This window comes from Streptomyces sp. NBC_00385 (assembly GCF_035917155.1).
Lineage (GTDB): Bacteria > Actinomycetota > Actinomycetes > Streptomycetales > Streptomycetaceae > Streptomyces > Streptomyces poriferorum.
In genome coordinates this window covers 3809372-3829979 of record NZ_CP107951.1, presented here as the reverse complement: position 1 = coordinate 3829979, position 20608 = coordinate 3809372, and the positions used below count along the sequence as shown (strand labels likewise).

The 20608-nt window shown below is 70.9% G+C and carries 21 protein-coding genes and 1 tRNA gene; 12 read left to right on the top strand and 10 right to left on the bottom strand.

Annotated elements, in window-relative coordinates:
- Positions 1–353: 353 nt before the first annotated feature.
- Entirely contained in the window at positions 354–1754 is a 1401-nt protein-coding gene (locus OG959_RS16810; RefSeq protein ID WP_326659281.1) for an RNA-guided endonuclease InsQ/TnpB family protein, read from the bottom strand.
- Positions 1755–1914: 160 nt separating this feature from the next.
- Here OG959_RS16810 and OG959_RS16805 point away from each other — a divergent pair.
- Positions 1915–1988, top strand: a tRNA-Thr gene (locus tag OG959_RS16805).
- A gap of 52 nt (positions 1989–2040) precedes the next feature.
- On the opposite strand, the gene OG959_RS16800 is transcribed toward OG959_RS16805, so the two are convergent.
- Positions 2041–3048 (bottom strand): LysR family transcriptional regulator, encoded by a 1008-nt coding sequence (locus OG959_RS16800; protein WP_326659279.1) that lies wholly within the window; start codon positions 3046–3048, stop codon positions 2041–2043.
- 126 nt (positions 3049–3174) lie between these two features.
- On the opposite strand from OG959_RS16800, the gene OG959_RS16795 reads away from it, so the two are divergent.
- The 3 genes from OG959_RS16795 to OG959_RS16785 all read left to right on the top strand — a co-directional run bounded on the left by OG959_RS16795 (position 3175) and on the right by OG959_RS16785 (position 5485).
- The gene (locus tag OG959_RS16795; RefSeq protein WP_326659277.1) at positions 3175–3570 is read left to right on the top strand and encodes a VOC family protein; all 396 of its coding nucleotides are present in this window, start codon (positions 3175–3177) and stop codon (positions 3568–3570) included.
- A gap of 119 nt (positions 3571–3689) precedes the next feature.
- Positions 3690–4697, top strand: coding sequence for an ATP-binding cassette domain-containing protein (locus tag OG959_RS16790; protein WP_442805583.1), 1008 nt, complete (start codon positions 3690–3692; stop codon positions 4695–4697).
- A complete protein-coding gene (locus OG959_RS16785; protein WP_326659274.1) occupies positions 4694–5485 on the top strand; it encodes an ABC transporter permease in 792 nt (263 codons plus the stop codon). Before OG959_RS16790 ends, OG959_RS16785 begins: the two co-directional genes overlap by 4 nt.
- A gap of 42 nt (positions 5486–5527) precedes the next feature.
- Here OG959_RS16785 and OG959_RS16780 read toward each other — a convergent pair whose 3' ends face one another.
- Together OG959_RS16780 and OG959_RS16775 are read right to left on the bottom strand one after the other, a co-directional pair.
- The gene (locus OG959_RS16780; protein ID WP_326659272.1) at positions 5528–6919 is read right to left on the bottom strand and encodes an NAD(P)/FAD-dependent oxidoreductase; all 1392 of its coding nucleotides are present in this window, start codon (positions 6917–6919) and stop codon (positions 5528–5530) included.
- 39 nt (positions 6920–6958) lie between these two features.
- Positions 6959–7633, bottom strand: a complete 675-nt coding sequence (locus tag OG959_RS16775; protein WP_326666430.1) for a rhomboid-like protein — start codon at positions 7631–7633, stop codon at positions 6959–6961.
- A gap of 33 nt (positions 7634–7666) precedes the next feature.
- On the opposite strand from OG959_RS16775, the gene OG959_RS16770 reads away from it, so the two are divergent.
- Positions 7667–8569 carry an aminoglycoside phosphotransferase family protein gene (locus OG959_RS16770; protein WP_326659270.1) on the top strand — a complete coding sequence of 301 codons (903 nt, stop codon included), beginning with the start codon at positions 7667–7669 and terminating at the stop codon, positions 8567–8569.
- Between the two features lie 31 nt (positions 8570–8600).
- Positions 8601–9074 carry a GNAT family N-acetyltransferase gene (locus OG959_RS16765; protein WP_326659268.1) on the top strand — a complete coding sequence of 158 codons (474 nt, stop codon included), beginning with the start codon at positions 8601–8603 and terminating at the stop codon, positions 9072–9074.
- Between the two features lie 12 nt (positions 9075–9086).
- Here OG959_RS16765 and OG959_RS16760 read toward each other — a convergent pair whose 3' ends face one another.
- The gene (locus OG959_RS16760) at positions 9087–10088 is read right to left on the bottom strand and encodes a zinc-binding dehydrogenase (protein ID WP_326659265.1); all 1002 of its coding nucleotides are present in this window, start codon (positions 10086–10088) and stop codon (positions 9087–9089) included.
- 140 nt (positions 10089–10228) lie between these two features.
- On the opposite strand from OG959_RS16760, the gene OG959_RS16755 reads away from it, so the two are divergent.
- Positions 10229–10939 (top strand): pentapeptide repeat-containing protein, encoded by a 711-nt coding sequence (locus OG959_RS16755; RefSeq protein ID WP_326659264.1) that lies wholly within the window; start codon positions 10229–10231, stop codon positions 10937–10939.
- 21 nt (positions 10940–10960) lie between these two features.
- On the opposite strand, the gene OG959_RS16750 is transcribed toward OG959_RS16755, so the two are convergent.
- The 3 genes from OG959_RS16750 to OG959_RS16740 all read right to left on the bottom strand — a co-directional run bounded on the left by OG959_RS16750 (position 10961) and on the right by OG959_RS16740 (position 13459).
- Positions 10961–11458, bottom strand: coding sequence for a hypothetical protein (locus OG959_RS16750; RefSeq protein ID WP_326659261.1), 498 nt, complete (start codon positions 11456–11458; stop codon positions 10961–10963).
- 61 nt (positions 11459–11519) lie between these two features.
- The gene (locus OG959_RS16745; protein ID WP_326659259.1) at positions 11520–12158 is read right to left on the bottom strand and encodes a response regulator transcription factor; all 639 of its coding nucleotides are present in this window, start codon (positions 12156–12158) and stop codon (positions 11520–11522) included.
- The gene (locus OG959_RS16740) at positions 12155–13459 is read right to left on the bottom strand and encodes a sensor histidine kinase (RefSeq protein ID WP_326659257.1); all 1305 of its coding nucleotides are present in this window, start codon (positions 13457–13459) and stop codon (positions 12155–12157) included. Before OG959_RS16740 ends, OG959_RS16745 begins: the two co-directional genes overlap by 4 nt.
- 165 nt (positions 13460–13624) lie before the next feature.
- Here OG959_RS16740 and OG959_RS16735 point away from each other — a divergent pair, with 165 nt between their 5' ends.
- From OG959_RS16735 to OG959_RS16720, 4 genes are all read left to right on the top strand, one after another.
- Positions 13625–14182, top strand: coding sequence for a GlcG/HbpS family heme-binding protein (locus OG959_RS16735; RefSeq protein ID WP_326659255.1), 558 nt, complete (start codon positions 13625–13627; stop codon positions 14180–14182).
- Positions 14183–14238: 56 nt separating this feature from the next.
- Entirely contained in the window at positions 14239–14853 is a 615-nt protein-coding gene (locus tag OG959_RS16730; RefSeq protein ID WP_326659252.1) for an ankyrin repeat domain-containing protein, read from the top strand.
- Positions 14854–14876: 23 nt separating this feature from the next.
- Positions 14877–15956 (top strand): YncE family protein, encoded by a 1080-nt coding sequence (locus OG959_RS16725; RefSeq protein WP_326666427.1) that lies wholly within the window; start codon positions 14877–14879, stop codon positions 15954–15956.
- 67 nt (positions 15957–16023) lie between these two features.
- Positions 16024–17466 (top strand): M1 family metallopeptidase, encoded by a 1443-nt coding sequence (locus tag OG959_RS16720; RefSeq protein WP_326659251.1) that lies wholly within the window; start codon positions 16024–16026, stop codon positions 17464–17466.
- A 71-nt stretch (positions 17467–17537) separates the two neighbouring features.
- On the opposite strand, the gene OG959_RS16715 is transcribed toward OG959_RS16720, so the two are convergent.
- Both OG959_RS16715 and OG959_RS16710 read right to left on the bottom strand, forming a co-directional pair.
- Entirely contained in the window at positions 17538–19121 is a 1584-nt protein-coding gene (locus tag OG959_RS16715) for a M4 family metallopeptidase (protein ID WP_326659250.1), read from the bottom strand.
- Between the two features lie 277 nt (positions 19122–19398).
- Positions 19399–19974 (bottom strand): TerD family protein, encoded by a 576-nt coding sequence (locus tag OG959_RS16710; protein ID WP_148019381.1) that lies wholly within the window; start codon positions 19972–19974, stop codon positions 19399–19401.
- Positions 19975–20176: 202 nt separating this feature from the next.
- Here OG959_RS16710 and arfB point away from each other — a divergent pair, with 202 nt between their 5' ends.
- A complete protein-coding gene (gene arfB / locus OG959_RS16705) occupies positions 20177–20602 on the top strand; it encodes an alternative ribosome rescue aminoacyl-tRNA hydrolase ArfB (protein ID WP_219571839.1) in 426 nt (141 codons plus the stop codon).
- Positions 20603–20608: the final 6 nt, after the last annotated feature.

Below are 20608 nucleotides of genomic sequence, written 5' to 3'. Positions count from 1 at the left end.
GAACGTGCCGGACGATCCGTTGTAAAGGGAGTGGTCTGGTCCAACTGGGTGAACCTTCAGCGACGCTACCTGGCGATTTCGGATCTGTCAGTAGTTCTCTGGGGAGGAATATCTCCCAGCTGAGCGGGAGGTGGACAACCCTTGAGCTCTGGGGCAGAGCGACGCACTTTTGACCCCGTGCGTGGGGTGGCAGAGCACCGGATTTTTGGCGTCATGCCACCTTCAGCGCTTCCTGCTTCAACACCCCTGCCGGTTGAACACGCCCCTGAAGAGCGTCCTCGACGGGTCTTACACGGGCTCCACAGGCATGACGGCCGACGGCCCGCCGGTCCGTACCGCAGTCCTTCACTTCTTCATGCAGCCAGCAGTACGTCCGCCAGCTCCGATGCCTTGATCACTGACGGCGGTGTCCGCCCCGGCGGGAGCGCGGAGGCCACCAGCCAGTACAGCCGCATGCCCTCCTCCCGGAGGTTCCGTGCCGCGTTTACATCTCGGTCGTGCTTCGCGCCGCACTCCGCGCATGTCCACTCCCGCACGGACACATCGAGTGACGGCCCCTCGGCGTGGCAGCCGGAACAACGACGCGTCGACGGGAAGAAGCGGTCCACGATCACCAGCGTCCGCCCGTACCAGGCGCACTTGTAGCGCAGCTGCCGGAGCAGCTCGCCCCAGGCCGCGTCGATGATGGAGCGGCTCAGCCGGGCCTTCCGCCTACGCCCCTTTCCGGCCTTCGGACGCAGCAGATTCACGATGGCCAGATCTTCCACCACGAGCACTTGGTTCTCGCGCACGAGGCGGGTGGTCAGCTGGTCCAGCATGTCTCTGCGCACGTCGCCGATCAGCGCGTACAGCCGGGCGATGCGCGCTCGGGCCTTCTCCCGGTTCTTGGATCCCTTCGTCTTGCGATGCAGCCCCCGCTGCAGCCGAGCCAGCTCCCTTTCGTACTTCTTCAGCAGTCGGGGGTGATCCACCTTCGTGCCGTCATCGAGAGTCACCAGCGCAGCCAGTCCCAGATCGATCCCCGCGGCTTTCGGTGCGCGCCCGCCCGGCACGAAGGCCGCGGGCAGGGGATTGATCCGCTCCTCGACCAGCAAGGCCACGAAATACCGGCCCGCCCGGTCCCGCGTCACTGACAACTTCACCGGCGTCACCCCGGCCGACAACGGCCGGGACCACCGGACGTCCAACGGCACTGTCTGCTTCGCCAGGGTCACCAGCCCGGTACCGGGCCGATCCGGATCCTCCACCCAACGGAAACCCGTTCGTACGTACGTCGCCGAGTCCCGCGACAGGTGCTTCCGTTTGCGCTGCGGGCACTTCGCCGACTGCTTGAAGAACCGCGTGAACGCACTGTCCAGGTGTCGCAACGACTGCTGCAACACCGTCGAGGACACCTCACGCAGCCACGACGTCTCCGACGCCTGCCGCCACCCCGTCAACGCCCGGCAGGTCTCGGCGAACCCCACCGAGACCCGGTGCTGTTCCCAGGCGCCCACCCGGAGCGCCAGCCCTTCGTTGTAGACCCAGCGGCATGCCCCGAAGGTCTTCTCCAACTGCTCGGCCTGCGACGTAGTCGGATAGAAGCGGTACCGGTAGACCCGCTGCTGCGTACCCGGCTCCTTGGCCCGGTTCTTCATGGCGGTCGCCGTCCGACCGTGGTGCTTCTTGCGGTCGGCGATGCCCAAGGCTTCCCGCTTGATGCGCTTGGCCTCGTCGCCCGTTACCCGTGCCGGCTGGTCTGCGGTGTCCGTCATGCCGCCCTCCCCGACTGTCCGATATCCGGATCAGTACGTCAGTGTTCTTAACGCACGGGTACTCGGACGGTCACGGGGCGGGAGGGACTTCCTGGATCGGCGGGTGGAGCGCTGTGTAGAGTGAGGGCTCGCGCGCATGCTTGCTTCAGCCGTGCGCGATGCCGCCTTAGCTCAGTTGGCTAGAGCAATTGATTTGTAATCAATAGGTCGTCGGTTCGAATCCGACAGGCGGCTCAAACCCCAGGTCAGCCTTGCTGGCCTGGAGTTTTTTTGTTTCCGACCCCACTCAGCCGCGCCCCGACAGCCGCGCCTGGGGTTCGAGCCCCCTATCCGATTCGAACCGATGACCTACGCTTCTGTTTTCCGGAGGCAGCTGGTGCCTCTCGCGGTGTCCCTCGGGCCGCGACTGTTCCAGGGCGGCCGTTTCCAGGACCGTTTCGACGAACGCGCGCACCCGCGGGGTGTTCCCGGTGGCCGGCCACAGGAGGCCGTAGTCCACCGGCGGCGCGTCGCTGAAGGGGACGTAGGCGATGTCGGGGCGGGAGTAGTACCGCGCCGCGCGGGCGCAGGTGGGCGAGACTCCTTTGCCCGCGCCGACCAGGGCGAGTACCTCCTGCCAGGCGGAGGTCGACGGGCCACGCGGGATGGGGAGGCCGCTCGGTGTGCGGTGGGGGTAGTGGTGGTCGAGGAAGTACTGGGGCTGTCCGGTGATGGTGATGAGCGGGGCCCGCGCGAGGTCCTCCATGGAGACGGTCTCCTGCCGGGCGAACGGGTGGCCGGCGGGGACGACGAGTGCGCGGGGTTCGGAGAAGAGCACCGGACCGTGGGCGATGTCGGGCTCGTCGATCGGCAGCTCGATCAGCGCGAGGTCGCATCTGCCCCGGCGCAGTGGTTCCAGGACGTCGCTCAGCTGGGAGTCCTGGATGTTGATCACGCAGTCGGGGTGGCGGGTACGGAAGGTGTCGGCGGCTGCCAGGACGAGGTGACCGCACCAGGCGGCGGAGTAGCTGATGTTGAGCTCACCGGTGATGCCGCGGCCGGCCGCGGCCGCGGCGGTCAGTGCGTCCTGGATCTGCTGATAGCCGATGCTGAGGCCGTCCCTCAGCTGTGCGCCGATGGGGGTCAGCTGCACGTTGCGGCTGGTGCGCTTGAACAGTTCGGCGCCGATGGCGCGTTCCTGTTTCTTGATGGCCTGACTGACGCGGGCTCTGGTGACATGCAGCCGGTCCGCGGTCCGGCCGAAGTGTAGCTCCTCCGCCAGCGTCAGGAAGATCTCTATCTCACGCAGTTCCACGCTTCCCGCCCCTGAATCGGTAATCCCTGGGTTAACCGCAGGTGCAAGATACGTCGTTGATCCGACTTTCCGCAGTGCCGATGCTTGGTCGTGACGGCAGTCCGCTGCGCGGAAGGAGCTCAGTGCATGAACATCATCGCGTCGGCGGTGTTGTTGACCGTCGGTGATCCGGCGGCGTCGAGCCGTTTCTTCACCGGGCATCTGGGATTTCGAGAGGTCTTGGTGACCGACGGGAGCGTCCACCTGTCGCGCGACGACGCGGCCGCCGATCTCGTCGTCCTGAAAGGCCGGCCCGGGGAACCTGCGGAGCGGGAGAGGTCCGCCCCTGCGGACGGTGCGGTGTCCTTCACGGTCACCGGTCTTGCCGCCGAACACGAGAGGCTGCGCCGGGAAGGTGCGCGGATCACGATGCCGCTGCGTCAGGAGCCGTGGGGTGAGTGGCTCATGCAGCTCACCGATCCCAACGGCGTGGTGGTCCAGCTCGTGGAGTGGATGCCTCCGGGCGGTGCCGGGGGTCTCTGAACCCCTGCGGACTCCGTCGTCGTGAGGTCCGTGTACGCCGCCGCGCCCTGATCGCCCCGCCTCGCCCCCTCCGATCCCTTCGCACCCCTCGCTCTTCACCCTTCACACAGGAGGACACCATGGCCATGTCTGTCATGCCCACATCCAAAACTGCGACGGTCGACGGCCGGTCGCCGGCCGCCGCCGTCTCGGCCGTCGGTCTGCGCAAGTCGTACGGCGACAAGACCGTTCTCGACGGCATCGATCTGCTGATTCCGGCCGGCTCGGTGTTCGCGCTCCTCGGGCCGAACGGCGCAGGCAAGACCACCACCGTGCAGATCCTGTCCACGCTCGTCCCCGCCGACGGCGGACAGGCACAGGTCGCGGGCTGCGACCTCGCCACGTCACCGCAGGCGGTACGCGCGGCGATCGGCGTCACCGGGCAGTTCTCCGCCGTCGACGGCCTGATCACGGGCGAGGAGAACATGTACCTCATGGCGGACCTGCACCACCTCCCCAAGCAGGAGGGACGACGGGTCGCCGCCGAACTGCTGGAACGCTTCGACCTGACCGACGCCGCGAGGAAGCCCGCCTCCACCTACTCCGGCGGCATGAAACGCCGCCTCGACATCGCGATGACGCTGGTCGGCAGCCCCCGGATCATCTTCCTCGACGAACCGACGACCGGGCTCGACCCCCGCTCCCGCCACACCATGTGGCGCATCATCCGCGAGCTGGTCACGGGCGGCGTCACCGTCTTCCTCACCACCCAGTACCTGGAGGAGGCCGACGAACTCGCCGACCGGATCGCCGTACTCAACGACGGGAAGATCGCCGCCGAGGGCACCGCCGACGAGCTGAAGCGCCTCGTCCCGGGCGGGCATGTCCGGCTCCGCTTCACCGACCCGGCCGCCTACCGCTCCGCCGCTCTGGCCCTCGGTGAGGCCACCGGGGACGACGAGGCGCTGGCGTTGCAGATCCCGAGCGACGGCAGCCAGCGCGAACTGCGCTCCATCCTCGACTGGCTGGACTCGGCGGGCATCGAGGCGGACGAACTCACCGTCCACACCCCCGACCTCGACGACGTGTTCTTCGCCCTCACCGCCGGCACCGGCACCCCCGATCAGCCCAAGGAGGCTGTCCGATGAGCTCTCTCTCCCTCGCGGCACGCGATTCGAGCACCATGCTGCGCCGTAACCTCCTGCATGCCCGCCGTTACCCGTCCCTCACGCTGAACCTGCTCCTCACCCCGGTGATGCTCCTGCTGCTCTTCGTGTACATCTTCGGCGACACGATGAGCGCGGGCATCGGTGACGGGGGTGGCGGCCGTTCCGCGTACATCGCCTACGTCGTTCCCGGCATCCTCCTGATGACGATCGGCAGCACCGTGGTCGGCACCGCGGTCTCCGTGTCCAACGACATGACGGAGGGCATCATCGCCCGCTTCCGCACCATGGCCATCCACCGCGGCTCGGTGCTCGTCGGGCACGTCGTCGGAAGCGTGCTCCAGTCGGTCGCCAGTGTGGTCCTCGTCGGTGCCGTCGGCGTGGCCGTCGGATTCCGGTCCGTCGACGCGACCGCCCTGGAGTGGCTGGCGGCGTTCGGACTGCTGGTGCTGTTCGCCCTCGCCCTCACCTGGATCGCGGTCGGGATGGGTCTGGTCAGCCCGAACGCCGAGGCGGCCGGCAACAACGCGATGCCGCTGATCCTTCTGCCGCTCCTGTCCAGCGCGTTCACCCCTCTCGACTCGATGCCCGCCTGGTTCCGGCCGGTCGCCGAGTACCAGCCCTTCACCCCGGCGATCGAAACCCTGCGCGGGCTCCTCCTCGGCACGGGCATCGGCCACAACGGCTGGATCGCCGTCGGCTGGTGCCTCGGGCTGACCGTGCTCGGCTACCTCTGGTCGACGGCGAGGTTCAACGGCGGCACGAAGTAGCCCCCGTGACCACGCGGTCCGTCCCGCCGGGCCCGGACCCGCTCACCCCCGCCCCGACAGCCGGTCCGCGATCTTCGCGATCGGGTCCGTGCCGGGGCGCGGGGACGTGAGTTCCCTGCGGTCGGCCGCGCGGTAGGCGGCGTACATGCCGTGGACGCCGAGCCAGCGCAGGGGTTCCGGTTCCCAGCGGCGGACACGGTGGTTGACCCAGGGGAGGGTGGTCAGTTCGGTGGGGCCGGACTGGCCGGAGTCCTGCTGGATGAGGTCGCGCAGGGTGCGGGCGGCGAGGTTGGTGGTGGCGACGCCCGAGCCGACGTAGCCGCCGGCCCAGCCGAGGCCGGTGGAGCGGTCGAGGGTGGCGGTGGCGCACCAGTCGCGGGGGACGCCGAGGACGCCGGACCAGGCGTGGGCGATCGGGGTGCCGGCGGTGGTGGGGAAGAGGCGGATCAGGAGTTCGCGCAGGGCCTCGATGGTGGCGGGTTGAGTACGTCCGTCGTTGTCGGTGGCCGAGCCGTAGCGGTAGGGGACGCCGCGGCCGCCCAGCGCGATGCGGTCGTCGGCGGTGCGCTGGGCGTACAGGTAGGCGTGGGCCATGTCGCCGAGGGTTTCGCGGCCGTCCCAGCCGATGGTGTCCCAGACGGAGGCGGGGAGGGGGTCGGTGACGATCATGGAGGAGTTCATCGGGAGCCAGGTGCGCTTCTGGCCCTTGATGCCTGCGGTGAAGCCTTCGGTGCAGCGCAGGACGTACGGGGCGCGGACGGTGCCGTAGGGGGTGACGGCGTGTTTGGGCCTGATCTCGGTGACGGGGGTCGACTCGTGGATCGTGACGCCGAGTGCCTCCACGGTGTCGGCGAGGCCGGTGACCAGTTTCGCGGGGTGCAGGCGGGCGCCGTGCGGGGTCCAGGTGGAGCCGACGGCGCCGTTGACGCGGATGCGTTCCGCGGTTTCGCGGGCGCCGTGCAGGGTGCGGTCGGTTTCGCCGAAGGCGAGCTCGACGCTGTGGAAGTCCTTGAGGCGGGCGAGTTGGGCGGGTGTGTACGCGACTTCGAGGACGCCGCCCCGGTGGATGTCGGCGTCGATCTTCTCTTCGGCAGCGACGCGGATGACTTCGTCGACGGTGTCGTTCATCGCCTGCTGGAGGCGGACGGCTGCGTCGTGGCCGTGGAGTTTCGCGTAGCGGTCACGGCCGGCGATGCCGTTGTAGAGCCAGCCGCCGTTGCGTCCGGAGGCGCCGTAGCCGCAGAACTTGGCTTCCAGGACGGTGATGTTGAGGAAGGGGACGGCCTTCTTGAGGTAGTACGCCGTCCAGAGTCCGGTGTATCCGCCGCCGACGATGCAGACGTCGGCGGTGCTGTCGCCGGGCAGGGGTTCGCGGGGGGTCGGGATGCCCTGGTCCGCGTACCAGAAGGATATGCCGCCGTTGACGGTGCTCATGTTTTCCCTGCTTGTCCGTGTGGCTGTTGTGGCGGGACGTTACTGGGCGGGGGTGGGTTTCGTCTCGGGGCGGGCGCGGGTCAGTGGGTAGCAGGCGAGGCCGATGAGAGCGGCGGTGAAGTGGCCGACGTCGGTGAAGGTGGCGCCGGTGACGAGGGGGACGCCGTAGATGACGAGGACGGCGAAGAGGTAGACGTACCGCCAGGGGCGTGCCACGTAGTAGGTGAGGACGGCGACGATCCCGGCGAGCGCGTAACTCACGCCGACGTCGAGGGTGTTGACGGCGGTCTCGGGGGCGTGGCCGTGCTGGATGGCCCAGGCGAGGACGCCTTCGCTGACGAGGGTGGCGAGGACGTGGGCGGTGGCGGCGACGGTGAGCCAGCGCAGGGTGCCGAGGCGGCGTTCGGCGGGGGCGTGGAAGACGGTGTAGAGGATGGCGTACGGGAGCCAGGTGCCGCCGTCGATCCAGAAGGCGCTGCTGATCAGGACGCGGACGGGGTTGCGGGAGAGTTCGTGGATGTTGGTGGACCGCTGGCGGAGGAAGTCCTCCTCGAAGGCGGGTGACATCTGGTGGACGATGACGGTGGTGACGAAGAGGACGGTCAGCCAGATGTACGTGCCGGGCGCGCTGCGGACCCATGAGCCGGCGCTGCGGATCCACGCGGCGGGTGCGGGGCGATGCCGTGTGGGTGGGGCGGGGCGGCTCGGGGTCATAGCCGATTGACGCACGCTCCTAGGATCGGTGGCGTGATTGACATTCCGGATGAGCTGATCGCCACTCAGACCAAGTACAACGGTGAGGTGGGGCGGGCGTTCGTGGCCGCGCTGCCGGGGATGGCGGCGGACTTCCTGGAGCGGTGGGGGCTGCGGCCGGACGGTGCGGCCATGTACGGGGTGTGTGCGCTGGTTCTTCCGGTGGTGCGGGTGGCGGACGGGCGGCGGGCGGCGTTGAAGTTGCAGCCGGTGGACGAGGAGACGGTGGGGGAGCCGGTCGCGCTGCGGTGGTGGGGTGAGGCGGGCGCGGGTGCGGTGGAGTTGCTGGAGCACGACGCGGTGACGGGGGCGATGCTGCTGGAGCGGTTGGACGGGCGGCGTGCGTTGTCGGGGGTGGCGGATGCGCGGGAGGCGGTGCGGGTCGTCGCGGGGCTGCTGGCGGGGCTGACGTCGGTACGCGTCGGGGAGGGGGCGGGGCTGCGGGGTCTGGGGGAGGCGGCGGCGCGGCTGGTGGAGGCGGCGCCGGTGGTGGCGGGGCGGTTGGCGGACGAGGAGGAGCGGCGGCTGGTGGCGGACTGCGCGGCGGCGGTGCGGGAGGTGGCGGGGGAGCCGGGGGACCGGTTGCTGCACTGGGATCTGCATTTCGGGAACGTGCTGGCGGGCCGGGGCGGGCGGTGGGTGGCGATCGATCCGAAGCCGTTGGTGGGTGATGCGGGGTTCGAGCTGTTTCCGGCGTTGGTGGACCGGTTCGACGCGGCGGACGCGGTGTGGCGGTTCGATCTGCTGACGGAGGCGCTGGGGCTGGAGCGGGGGCGGGCGCGGGCGTGGACGCTGGGGAGGGTGCTGCAGAACGCGTGCTGGGACACGGAGGAGGGCGGGCGTCGGCTGGTGCCGGAGCATGCCGAGGTGGCGCGGCGGTTGCTGGGGCGGGGGTAGGCGGAGCGCCGGGGGTGTTTACGCTGCCTCCATGATTCGTACCGCTACCGCTGCCGATGTCCCCGTGATTCACGCGATGGTCCGTGAGCTGGCCGACTACGAGAAGGCGCTGCACGAGGCGAACGCCACCGAGGAGCAGTTGCACGAGGCGTTGTTCGGTGAGCGGCCCGCCGCGTACGCGCACATCGCGGAGTCGGACGAGGACGGCGAGGTCGTCGGCTTCGCCCTGTGGTTCCTGAACTTCTCGACGTGGCGCGGGGTGCACGGCATCTACCTGGAGGACCTGTACGTGCGTCCCGAGCGGCGCGGCGGCGGGCACGGGAAGGCGCTGCTGACGGAGCTGGCGCGGATCTGCGTGGAGCGTGGTTACGAGCGGCTGGAGTGGTCGGTGCTGAACTGGAACGCCCCGTCCATCGCCTTCTACGAGTCCCTGGGTGCGCGGCCGCAGGACGAGTGGACGGTGTACCGGCTGACGGACGGGGCGCTGGCGGAGCTCGGGGGCTGAGGTTCGCCCGGTTCAGGGGATGAGGACGACCTTGCCGGTCGTGCCGCGGGTTTCGAGGTCGCGGTGGGCGGCGGCCGCTTCGGCGAGCGGGTAGCGCTGGACCGCGGGGCGCAGCCGGCCGGCCGCGGCCTCGGCGAGGGCGCGGGTTTCGAGGGCGCGCAGTCCGCCGCCGCGTTGGAGCATGGCGGGGCCGAGGACGGTCTCGGACGTGATGGCGCGGGCGGCGAGTTCGTCCTCGGTGAAGGTGAGCGGGCGCCCGTCGTGGAGTCCGCTGCCGGACCAGCCGTAGACGATGTGCTGTCCGCCCTTGCCGAGGAGGTCGACGGCGGCGCGGGCGGTGGTGGAGCCGACGGAGTCGTACACGACGGTGGCGGGGCGGCCGAGGGCGTCGAGGTGGGTGCGGACGTGGCGGGGCCAGTCGGGGAGCGTGTAGTCGACGGCGAGGTCGGCGCCGTTGGCGTGGGCGAGGGCGACCTTGGCGGGGCCGCCGGCGAGGGCGACGACGGTGGCTCCGGCGTTCTTGGCGTACTGGACGAGCAGGGTGCCGATGCCGCCCGCGGCCGCGGTGACGAGGGCGACGGAGTCAGGGCCGAGTGGGGTGAATCCGAGGATGCCGAGGGTGGTGCGGCCGGTGCCGATCATGGCGACGGCCGCGGCGTCGTCGAGTCCCTCGGGGACGGTGTGGAGCTTTCCCGTGCCGGTGACGGCGAGTTCGGCGTAGCCGCCGGGGACGGTGCCGAGGTGGGCGACGACGCGGCGGCCGAGCCAGTCGGGGTCGGTGCCTTCGCCGAGTGATTCGACGGTTCCGGCGACTTCCCGGCCGGGGACGGTGGGCAGTTCGGCGCGGGTGGGGAAGGGGCCGGTCATGCCCTGGCGCAGGGCGGTGTCGAGGAGGTGGACGCCGGCGGCGCGGACGGCGATGCGGACCTGGCCGGGGCCGGGGACGGGGTCGTCGGTGTGCTCGTAGACGAGGTTCTCGGCGGGGCCGAAGGTGTGGAGGCGGACGGCGTGCATGGTGGGCTCCCCGGTGTGTGGGTCTCGGTGCGCCCACCCTCCGACCTCAAGTGCCCTTGAGGTCAAGTGGTGCGCGGGTGCGGTGGTCTTCCCGGCCGGACCGGCGGGGCGTTGTCAGTGCGGTGCGTCACGATGGGGGGATGGTGCGCAGCAGCGGTAGTGGTGGCGGTACGGGCAGGGCCGGCCGGGGAGCGAAGGGCGGGATCGCCGAGGCCCGGCGCCCGGAGGTGCGGCTGCCTGTGCTGGTGGCGTACGAGGGCGGCGGGCTGGAGCCGGACGGGGATTACGACGGCGTGCGGTTCGACGCGGTGGATCTGGCGGACGAGTCGGGTCCGGGGGCCCGTTTCATGGACTGCGCGCTGGACGGCTGCGCCCTGGACCGTACGGAACTGGTCAGGGCCCGGTTCATCGACTCGGTGCTGACGTCGGTGCGGGGGGTGGGCACCGATCTCGCGGGGGTGGCGCTGCGGGATGTGGAGATTGTGGACGCGCGTCTGGGCGGGGTGCAGATGCACGGTGCGGTGCTGGAGCGGGTCCTGATCAGGGGCGGGAAGATCGATTACCTGAATCTGCGGAAGGCCCGGCTGAAGGACGTGGTGTTCGAGGGGTGTGTGCTGTCCGAGCCGGATTTCGGGGATGCGCAGCTGACCCGGGTGGAGTTCCGGGACTGTGTGCTGAAGCGGGCCGATTTCAGTGCGGCGCGGATGGAGTCGGTGGATCTGCGGACGGTCGCGGAGCTGGACATCGCGCGGGGTGTGGAGCGGCTGGCCGGTGCGGTGATCAGTCCGTCGCAGTTGCTGGAGCTGGCTCCGGCGTTCGCGGCGCAGATCGGGGTGCGGGTGGAGGCGTGACGGGGCCGCCCCGCTCCGCGGTCAGAGGCGGGGGAAGCGGGCCTGGAGGTCCCAGACGGTGGGGTTGTCGGCGAGGCCTTCGTGCATGTCGGCGAGGTCGGCGATCAGGTCGTGCAGGAAGTCGCGGGCCTCGCGGCGCAGCAGGGAGTGGCTGAAGGTGAGGGGGGCTTCCTCGGCGGGCATCCAGTCGGCCTCGACGTCGACCCAGCCGAAGCGGCGCTCGAAGAGCATGCGGTCGGAGGACTCGGTGAAGTCGAGTTCGGCGAACTGGCGGCGGTGCGAGCGGTTGCCGCGGGGGTCCTGGTCGATCTTCTCGACGATGTCGCACAGCGCCCAGGCGAAGTCGAGCACCGGTACCCATCCCCAGGCTGTGGATACTTCGCGGTCCTCTTTGGTGTCCGCGAGGTAGACGTCCCCGGAGAACAGATCGTGGCGCAGGGCGTGGACGTCCGCTCGGCGGTAGTCGGTCTGCGGGGGATCGGGGAAGCGTCGGGAGAGGGAGTAGCCGATGTCGAGCACGGTTCGATGGTGTCATGCCCGGCGGGCCGCTCCCGCATCAGTGGAGGCGGGACGGGATCGCTCAGGGCAGCAGCCGCTGTTCCTTGGCGACGGAGACCGCGCCGGCCCGGGTGTCGACGCCGAGTTTGTCGTAGATCCGGCCCAGGTGGGTTTTGACGGTGGCCTCGCTGATGAACAGGGCCCGCGCGATGTCGCGGTTGCCGAGGCCCTGGGAGAGCTGGCCCAGGATGTCGCGTTCGCGGTCGGTGAGGGTGGGCAGGGGGGCGCGCATCCGGGCCATGACGCGGCTGGCGACGGGCGGGGACAGGGTGGTGCGGCCCTGGGCGGCGGAGCGGATCGCGGCGAAGAGCTCCTCGGGCCGCTCGGCCTTCAGCAGGTAACCGGTGGCGCCCGCCTCGATGGCGCGGGTGATGTCGGCGTCGGTGTCGTACGTGGTCAGGACGAGGACGTGGGCGCCCGCGGTGCCGGCCACGATGCGGCGGGTCGTCTCGACGCCGTCGATGCCCTCGCCCAGCTGGAGGTCCATCAGGACGACGTCGGGGGTGAGCTTGGCGGTCAGGGCGACGGCCTCCTCGCCGCTGCCGGCCTCGCCGACGACCTCGATGTCGGGCTCGCTGCCGAGGAGGGCGAGGAGTCCGGCGCGTACGACGGCGTGGTCGTCGCAGAGCAGGATCCGGACGGGCGGGTGTGCGGCGGTCATGCGGGGTCCTGTGGGGTGAGGGGGCCGGCGGGTGCGTCGGTGAGGGGTACGGCGGCGGTCACCACGGTGCCTTCGCCGGGTGCGGACTCGATGGCCAGGGTGCCGCCGAGCTGCTGGAGCCGGGCGCGCATCGCGGGCAGCCCGTGTCCGCGCACCCCGTCCGGGGTTCCGGTGCGCGGGCCGGGCGTGAAGCCGTGGCCGTTGTCGGCGATGTCGAGGACGGTCCGGTCGTCGAGGTGGGTGAGGGTCAGGGCGGCCTCGGTGGCGCCCGCGTGTTCGGTGACGTTGGCCAGGGCGCCCTGGGCGATCCGCAGCAGGGCGGACTGCACGCGGTCGGGCAGAGGGGCGTGGGGTGTGCCCTCGACGTGGCAGCGGACGGTGAGCCGGCCCTGCGACTGCGCGGTCTCGCGGGTGGCGAGCGCGTGCAGCGCCGCCTCCAGGCCGCCGCCCTCGGCGAGGTCGGCGGGGGCCAGGTCGTGGACGAAGCGGCGGGCCTCGGCGAGGTTGCGTTCCGCGATGCCGGTGGCCGTACGGACGTGGCGGCGGGCGGTCGCCGGGTCGGCGTCCCAGGTGCGGTCGGCGGCCTGGAGCAGCATCTGCTGGCTGGACAGCCCCTGGGCCAGGGTGTCGTGGATCTCCATGGAGAGCCGCTGGCGTTCGGCGAGGGTGCCTTCGCGCCGTTCGGTGGCGGCCAGTTCGCGACGGGTGCGGAGCAGGTCGTCGATGAGCTCCGCCTGCGTGGCGGCCTGGCGCTGCATGTGGATGAAGACGGCGGTGGCGACGGCCGCGACGGCGGGCGGCGCGAGGACCAGGTTCGGGTCGAAGCCGTCGGCCAGCCGCAGTTGTGCGGCGACGACGAACAGGGTCAGCAGCGCGACGAGGACGAGCGCGGCACGCGGCGGCAGGATGCGCAGCCCGGTGTAGAAGAGCGGGACCGCGCACCAGGCGAAGCTCGGCGCGAGGACGACGAGCACCATCCACACGGCGACGAGCACCCCGAGCCAGACGAGGCGGCGCGGCGTCGGGCGGGAGCCGAGGACGGGGCCGAGTACGTACAGGACGGCGAGGGCGGCGGACAGGCCGATGATCCACGGGGTGCGCGTCTCACCGGGGTGCCGCAGCAGGAACCGGGTCAGCGAGGCGCCCAGCAGCAGGAAGAACGCGGCGTGCATGAGCAGCGCGAGCCCGCGGGTGCCGAGGTCGCCGGCCTGCCCGGTGCCGCGCGGCGACGAGCCCCGCCGCCTCACCTCGTACCCCTGATCCACCTCGTACCCCTGCTTCTGACCTGCGCGGACCTTCATCGTCACCCCGAACGGGCGGCCCCGCATCAACCGATCGGCCGATGGGGCCGTCAGCCGTTCCGCGCGCGGCGTCGAGCCGGTACGACGACCGTACGGCCCCGGAACCGGCCCAAGGATGGAACACAGAACGCAGAAGCCACGCACCACCCCGCTGAGGAGCCCACCATGAAGAAGATGTCGCTGCGCACCCGTGTCCTGACCGGTGCCGTCGCCGCCGCCGCCCTCGGGGCCGGCACCTTCGGCGCCATGTCCGCGAACGCCTCCGCCCCGGCCGCCGCGCCCGCCACCACCGTCAAGGCGGACACCGCGAACCGCAACCTCCAGCAGTCCACGCACCTGACCGTGGACGCCGCGTCGAAGGCCGCGCAGGCCGCCCTCGACGCCGCGGAGAAGGAGAACCAGCGGGTCGCCGTCTCCGTCGTCGACCGCAACGGCAACACCATCCTGACGCTGCGCGGTGACGGTTCGGGCCCGCAGGCCTACGAGTCCGCCGAGAAGAAGGCGTACACCGCGGTGTCCTGGAACGCCCCGACCTCGGAGCTGGCCGGCCGGCTCGCCCAGGCCCCGAACCTGAAGGACATCCCTGGCACCCTGTTCCTCGCGGGCGGCGCCCCGGTGCAGGTCAAGGGTGCTCCGGTGGCGGGCATCGGTGTGGCGGGGGCGCCCAGCGGCGACCTCGACGAGAAGTTCGCCCGGGCCGGCGTCGCCGCCCTCGCCAAGTAGTCGCACCCACGCACCGTCGTTGCACGCACGGTCGTTACCACCCACGGGAGACGGATATGAACGCCCTCGATCAGCAGCTGCTCGACGCCGCACGCGCCGGCGACACCGATGCCGTGCGGACCGCGGTCGAGGGCGGAGCCCGGGTGGACGCCCGGGACGAGGAGCTGCGCACCCCGCTGCTCCTGGCCGTCCACGGCGGCCATGCGGAGACCGCCCGGCTGCTCGTCGACGCGGGCGCCGACCCCGACGCGCAGGACAGCCGGGAGGAGAGCCCCTGGCTGGCCACCGGTGTGACGGGCAGCGTCGCCATGCTCCACGTGCTGCTGCCGGCCGGACCGGACCTGAAGCTCCGCAACCGGTTCGGCGGCATCGCGCTGATCCCGGCGAGCGAGCGGGGCCACGTCGCGTACGTACGGGAGCTGCTCCGGGTCACCGACATCGACGTCGACCACGTCAACCGGCTGGGCTGGACGGCCCTGCTGGAGGCGGTGATCCTCGGCGACGGAGGCCGCGCGCACCAGGAGATCGTCGAGCTGCTGCTGGCCGCCGGGGCGACGCCCGGGCTGCCGGACGGCGACGGCGTCACGGCCCTGGCGCACGCGGAACGCCGCGGCTTCGCGGAGATCGCGGCGCTGCTGCGGGACGCCTCGGGCGATCGGGAGCCCCGGTGAGCGCCCGCCGCGCGGTGTTTCTGATGGCCGCCGCGGCCGTGCTCGCCGGCTGCGCCACGGACGCCACGGGCACGCCGGACGCCCCGGCCGTGAAGAGCACTCCGTCGGCGGCTGCCCCGGCCGGGAGCACCCCCGACGGCACGCTGCTCGTCGCGGACTTCGGCGGTGACACGGTGACGTTCGTCGATCCGGAACGCGGTGCGTTCGACCGGGTCGAGGTCGGCACCGCTCCGTACGGGCTGGTGGTCGGGGCGGACGGCCGGGCCTGGGTGGCCACCGCCGAGGGCGTCGCGGTCGTCGACACGAGGACCCGCACCCGGCAGGCCCGTATCCCGTACGGGACGGAGACCGGACCCGTCACCACGGGCGAGTACCGCGGCGGCGGCATGGGCATCGCCCTCGCGCCCGACGGCCGCCACGTCTACGTCGGCGTCAACGTCCCGGACGCGGAAGGGGTCCTGGAGGTGATCGACACCGGGACCCGCGAGGTCACCGGCACCGTCCCGGTCGGCCGCCGCCCCTTCGACGTGGACGTCTCGCCCGACGGCGACGAGGTGTACGCCACCGGCCACGACTCCTTCGACGTGACGTCCGTGCGCACGGACACCCTGCGGACCCGGCGGATGGAGGTGGCCCCGTACGGCACGAAGGGCGGTCTCGGCTCCTGGTTGAAGCCGCACTACGCGGTCGTCCGCCCCGGCGACGGGAAGCTGCTCCTGCCGTTCGAGGGCGAGCGGCTGGCTGTCCTCGATCCGCGTACCGGCGTGGTGGCGGTCGAGCCGATGACGGCGAACACGCACCAGCACGGGGCGACGACGACCCCCGACGGCACGCTGCTCGTCGTCGGCACCGGACCGATCGCCTCCGACGACGAGGACGCGTCGCTGACCGTCCGGAAGCCGGACGGATCCGAGCGCGTCATCGGGCTGGACGGCCCGCACGAGGACGTGGCGGTGTCCGAGGACGGCCGCACGGCGTACGTCACCGGCGGCTTCACCCGGGACGGGTACTGGAACGGCATCACGGTCGTGGACCTCGCCGGAAAGAAGGACCCGGTCCGGCTGGCGGCGGGCGAACGGCCGCTGGGCATCGCGGTGCTCTGACGGACGCGGGGTGCGGGGGCGACCGGCAGCCTCCGTACCCCGACATTCCGCACATAGGATCACCGGCGTGGATCACCGACCTCCGGCACGCGACACGGCACGCACACCCCGCAGGGCAGCCGGCTCCGCCGCTCTGCTCCTCGCCCTCGCCGTCCTCGCCCCCGCCTGCACCGCCGGCAGCGGCGGGGTGGAGGGCAAGCCCGGCGCCTCCGGCCTGCGCGACCCGTACTTCCCGAAGCTCGGCAACGGCGGTTACGACGTCACGCACTACGACCTCACACTCGACGTCGACCCGGACGGGCAGACGCTGCGCGGGACCGCCGTGATCACCGCGCGGGCGACCCAGGACCTGAGTTCGTTCAACCTCGACCTCACCGGTCTGACCGTGGACTCGGCGACCGTGGAGGGGCGTCCGGCCGCGGTCAACCGGGCGGGCAACGAGCTGACGCTGCGTACGGACGCGAAGGTCGAGGACCGGCTCCGGCGGGGCGAGACGTTCCGTACCGTCGTCCGCTACTCCGGCTCCCCGCGCACGATCACCGATGCGGACGAATCCGAGGAGGGCTGGCTGCCGACCGACGACGGTGCGCTCGCCCTCGGGGAGCCGACGGGCTCGATGGCCTGGTTCCCCGGCAATCACCACCCGAGCGACAAGGCCTCGTACGACCTGACGGTCACCGTCCCCAAGGGGCTGACGGCGGTCTCCAATGGGGTGCCGGCCGGGCCGCCGACGACGGCGGGGGACCGCACCACCTACCGCTGGCACACCGCCGAACCGATGGCGAGCTACCTCGCGACCCTGGCCGTCGGCCGCTTCACGACGAAGACGTCGACGATGGCGGGCGGCATCACGGTGTTCACCGCCGTGGACCCGGAGTCGGCGAAGGCGAGCGCGGGAACGCTGGCCCGGCTCCCCGAGGTCGTGAAGTGGCAGGCCGGGCACTTCGGCCCGTACCCGTTCTCCGCGACGGGCGCGATCGTGGACCGCAAGGGGGACTCCGGCTACGCGCTGGAGACACAGAACCGGCCGTTCTTCCCCGGTCCGCCCAGCATCGGCCTGCTCGTCCACGAGATGGCGCACCAGTGGTTCGGCGACTCGGTGACACCCGCGACCTGGCGCGACATGTGGCTCAACGAGGGCCTGGCGACGTACGCGGAGTGGCTCTGGGAGGAGGAGAAGGAGGACGTCCCGGCCCAGGAGTCGTTCGACGAGGCGTACGAGGACGAGGACAGCTGGGCCTTCCCGCCCGCCGATCCGCCGAGCGCCGCGGACATCTCGGAGCAGCCGGTGTACGGGCGCGGGGCCATGGTGATCCACAAGATCCGCGAGGCGGTCGACGACGACGAGGAGTTCTTCGCGCTGCTCGCCGGCTGGACGAAGGCGCACCGGCACGGCAACGCCTCGACGGCGGACTTCACCGCGTATGTGGAGGAGGAGACGGGCGAGGACCTGTCGGAGCTGTGGGAGGACTGGCTGTACGGCAGGAGCCGGCCCGCCGCGGACGGCTGACCGGCTCCCGAGACGCAGGAGCCGGCCCGCCGCGGACGGCTGACCGGCTCCCTGGAGCCACGCGGAGAGCGTTACTTCACGTTGACGCCGGCCCAGGCGGCGCTGACCGAGGCAAGCTCGGCGCTGTCCGCCCCGTACAGGTCGGTCGCCGCCTTCTCGGTCGCGACGCGGGCGGCCGCGTAGTCGGTGGTGGAGGTCATGTACTCGGAGAGGGCCTTGTACCAGATCTGGACGGCCTTGTCCCGGCCGATGCCGGTGACGGTGGAGCCGTCGGAGGTCGGGGAGTCGTAGTCGACGCCGTTGATCGTCTTCGCGCCGCTGCCCTCGGCCAGCAGGTAGAAGAAGTGGTTGGCGACGCCGGACGAGTAGTGCACGTCCTGGTCGCCGACGCTGCTGTCCCAGTAGTCGGCCGAGCCGCCGTCCTTGCTGGGCTCGTCCATGTAACGCAGCGGGGTGCCGTCGCCGTTGATGTCGATCTTCTCGCCGATGAGGTAGTCGCCGACGTCGGTGGCGTTGTCGGCGAAGAACTCCACGGAGGTGCCGAAGATGTCGCTGGTCGCCTCGTTGAGACCGCCGGACTCTCCGGCGTAGTCGAGGTTGGCGGTGGCGGCGGTCAGGCCGTGGCTCATCTCGTGGCCGGCGACGTCGAGGCCGGTGAGGGCGCTCTTGTTGTCGGCTCCGTCGCCGTACGTCATGCAGAAGCAGCTGTCGTCCCAGAACGCGTTGACGTACGCGTCGCCGTAGTGGACGCGGGAGTAGGCGGCCTTGCCGTCACCGGCGATGCCGTCGCGGCCGAGCGCCGACTTGTAGAAGTCCCAGGTCTTCGCGGCGCCGTAGTGGGCGTCGACCGCGGCGGTCTGGCGGTCGTCGCCGGTGCCGTCGCCCCAGGTGTCGTCGTCGTCGGTGACGAGGTCGCCGGTACCGCTCTCGCCCTGGCCCAGGTCGTACGTCTTGTGGCCGCCGCGGTCGCCGTCGGTCAGTTCGAAGCCGGAGCCGGAGGCGGTGGTGGAGAGGTCGACCTTGCCGCTGTACTGGCTGTTGCCGACGCCGGCCGTCTCGATGGCCTCGTAGCTGTGCAGCTTCTTGCCGGTGACGGCGTCCGTGATGATGTGCAGCCGGCTCGGGGTGCCGTCCTTCTGCACGCCGGTCTTCACGGTCTCGAAGGCGAGGACGGGCGTGGTGCCGCGCGCCCAGATCACCTTGCGGGCACTTGCCGCCGTCTTGATCTTCGCCGTCGTGGACGGCACGGATATCCGGGCCTTCGTCGCCTTGGTGACACCCTTGAGCTTGCCGCTGCTCGCGGTGTGGGTGACGAGGTCGCCACCGAGGACGGGCAGCCCGGCGTAGGTGCGCTCGTAGCGGGTGTGGACGGTGCCGCCGGCGTCCTTGATCACGTCACGGGCGATCAGTTTCTCCTGGGTGCCGAGCCCGAGGGAGGCGGCGGCCGAAGCGGCTTCGGACTGGGCCGGCTTGATGGCGGTCGTCCGTGCGGAGGCGCTGTTGAAGGCGGGGGACGCGGTGCGGGGGGAGGCGGAGGAACCGCCGTCGGAGGCGCCCGGGGTGGCGTTCGCCGCACCGGTCTGCACTCCGACGACGACCATCGCGGCCACGGCGGCCAGGGCTGCGGCGCGACGGGTGTTCATGTGGGGGGTCATGCGTTCTCCGTTGCTCGTTCCGTGGGGGGTTACGAGCGGAGAGCGTGCCACCGAATGACCAATTTTGACGGTGTACCAACAATTACCTCACAATTCTTTGACCGTTTCTTGTCCGACTGGAATGCGTCTGTGTCCGCTATCCGGCGGACTCCCATCGATGGGACAACACCGCGTGTCGCGCGCCCCGTTGGGTGGGTTCAGTGGTATGCGGACATGCGGGAGCCCCCGGCCGCAGGACGTTCGGCCGGGGGCTCCCGTGAAGCGGTTGTGCCGAGCGTCAGAGGTTGACGCCGAAGTCCTGCGCGATGCCGCGCAGGCCCGAGGCGTAGCCCTGGCCCACGGCGCGGAACTTCCACTCGGCACCGTTGCGGTACAGCTCGCCGAAGACCATGGCGGTCTCGGTGGCGGCGTCCTCGCTCAGGTCGTAGCGCGCGATCTCGGCGCCGCCGGCCTGGTTGAGGATGCGGATGTAGGCGTTGCGCACCTGGCCGAAGTTCTGGCTGCGGGTCTCGGCGTCGTAGATCGACACCGGGAAGACGATCTTGTCGATGTCGGCCGGCAGGCCCGCCAGGTTGACGTTGATCTGCTCGTCGTCGCCCTCGCCCTCACCCGTGACGTTGTCACCGGTGTGCACGATGGTCTGGTCCGGCGTCGCCTTGTTGTTGAAGAAGACGAAGTGGCCGTCGGAGAAGACCTTCCCCGCGGTGTTGACCGCGATCGCGGACGCGTCGAGGTCGAAGTCGGTGCCGGTGGTGGTACGGACGTCCCAGCCGAGGCCGACCGTGACGGCGGTGAGGCCGGGGGCCTCCTTGGTGAGGGAGACGTTGCCGCCCTTGGACAGGCTTACTGCCATGGGAAGTCCCTTTCATCTGTCGTCTGCGGGCTTCGTGCCATCACGAAGCTACCGTCACAGTTCCTAACGCAGGCAGGGGACCGTGAGGTTCCTTCCGCCTTTACTTTCTTTACCGAACTGATGACGGGGCGCGGGCAGACGGAGGAAGGCGTGCGGCAAAAGAAGGTGACGAACCATGCGTGGGGCGGGGAACATGGGTGTCATGTCCGGGCCCTATTTCATCCGCGGTGCGGTCTCCCTGCCGGAGGCCGAGCTCATGTGGCGTTTCTCGCGGTCCTCCGGGCCCGGCGGGCAGCACGTCAACACCAGTGACTCCCAGGTGGAGCTGCGCTTCGACCTCGCGGCGACCGAGTCGCTGCCCGAGGTCTGGAAGGAGCGCGCGCTGGAACGGCTGGCGAGCCGGCTGGTCAACGGCGTCGTATCGGTCCGCTCCTCGGAGCACCGCTCGCAGTGGCGCAACCGGGAGACGGCCGTCGTGCGGCTCACGGCTCTGCTGGCCGAGGCCACGGCGCCGCCCCCCAAGCCGCGCGTCAAGCGGAAGATCCCGCGCGGGATCAACGAACGCCGGCTGCGCGAGAAGAAGCAGCGCGGCGACACCAAACGAGGCCGCTCCGGCCGCGACTGGTAGCACCGG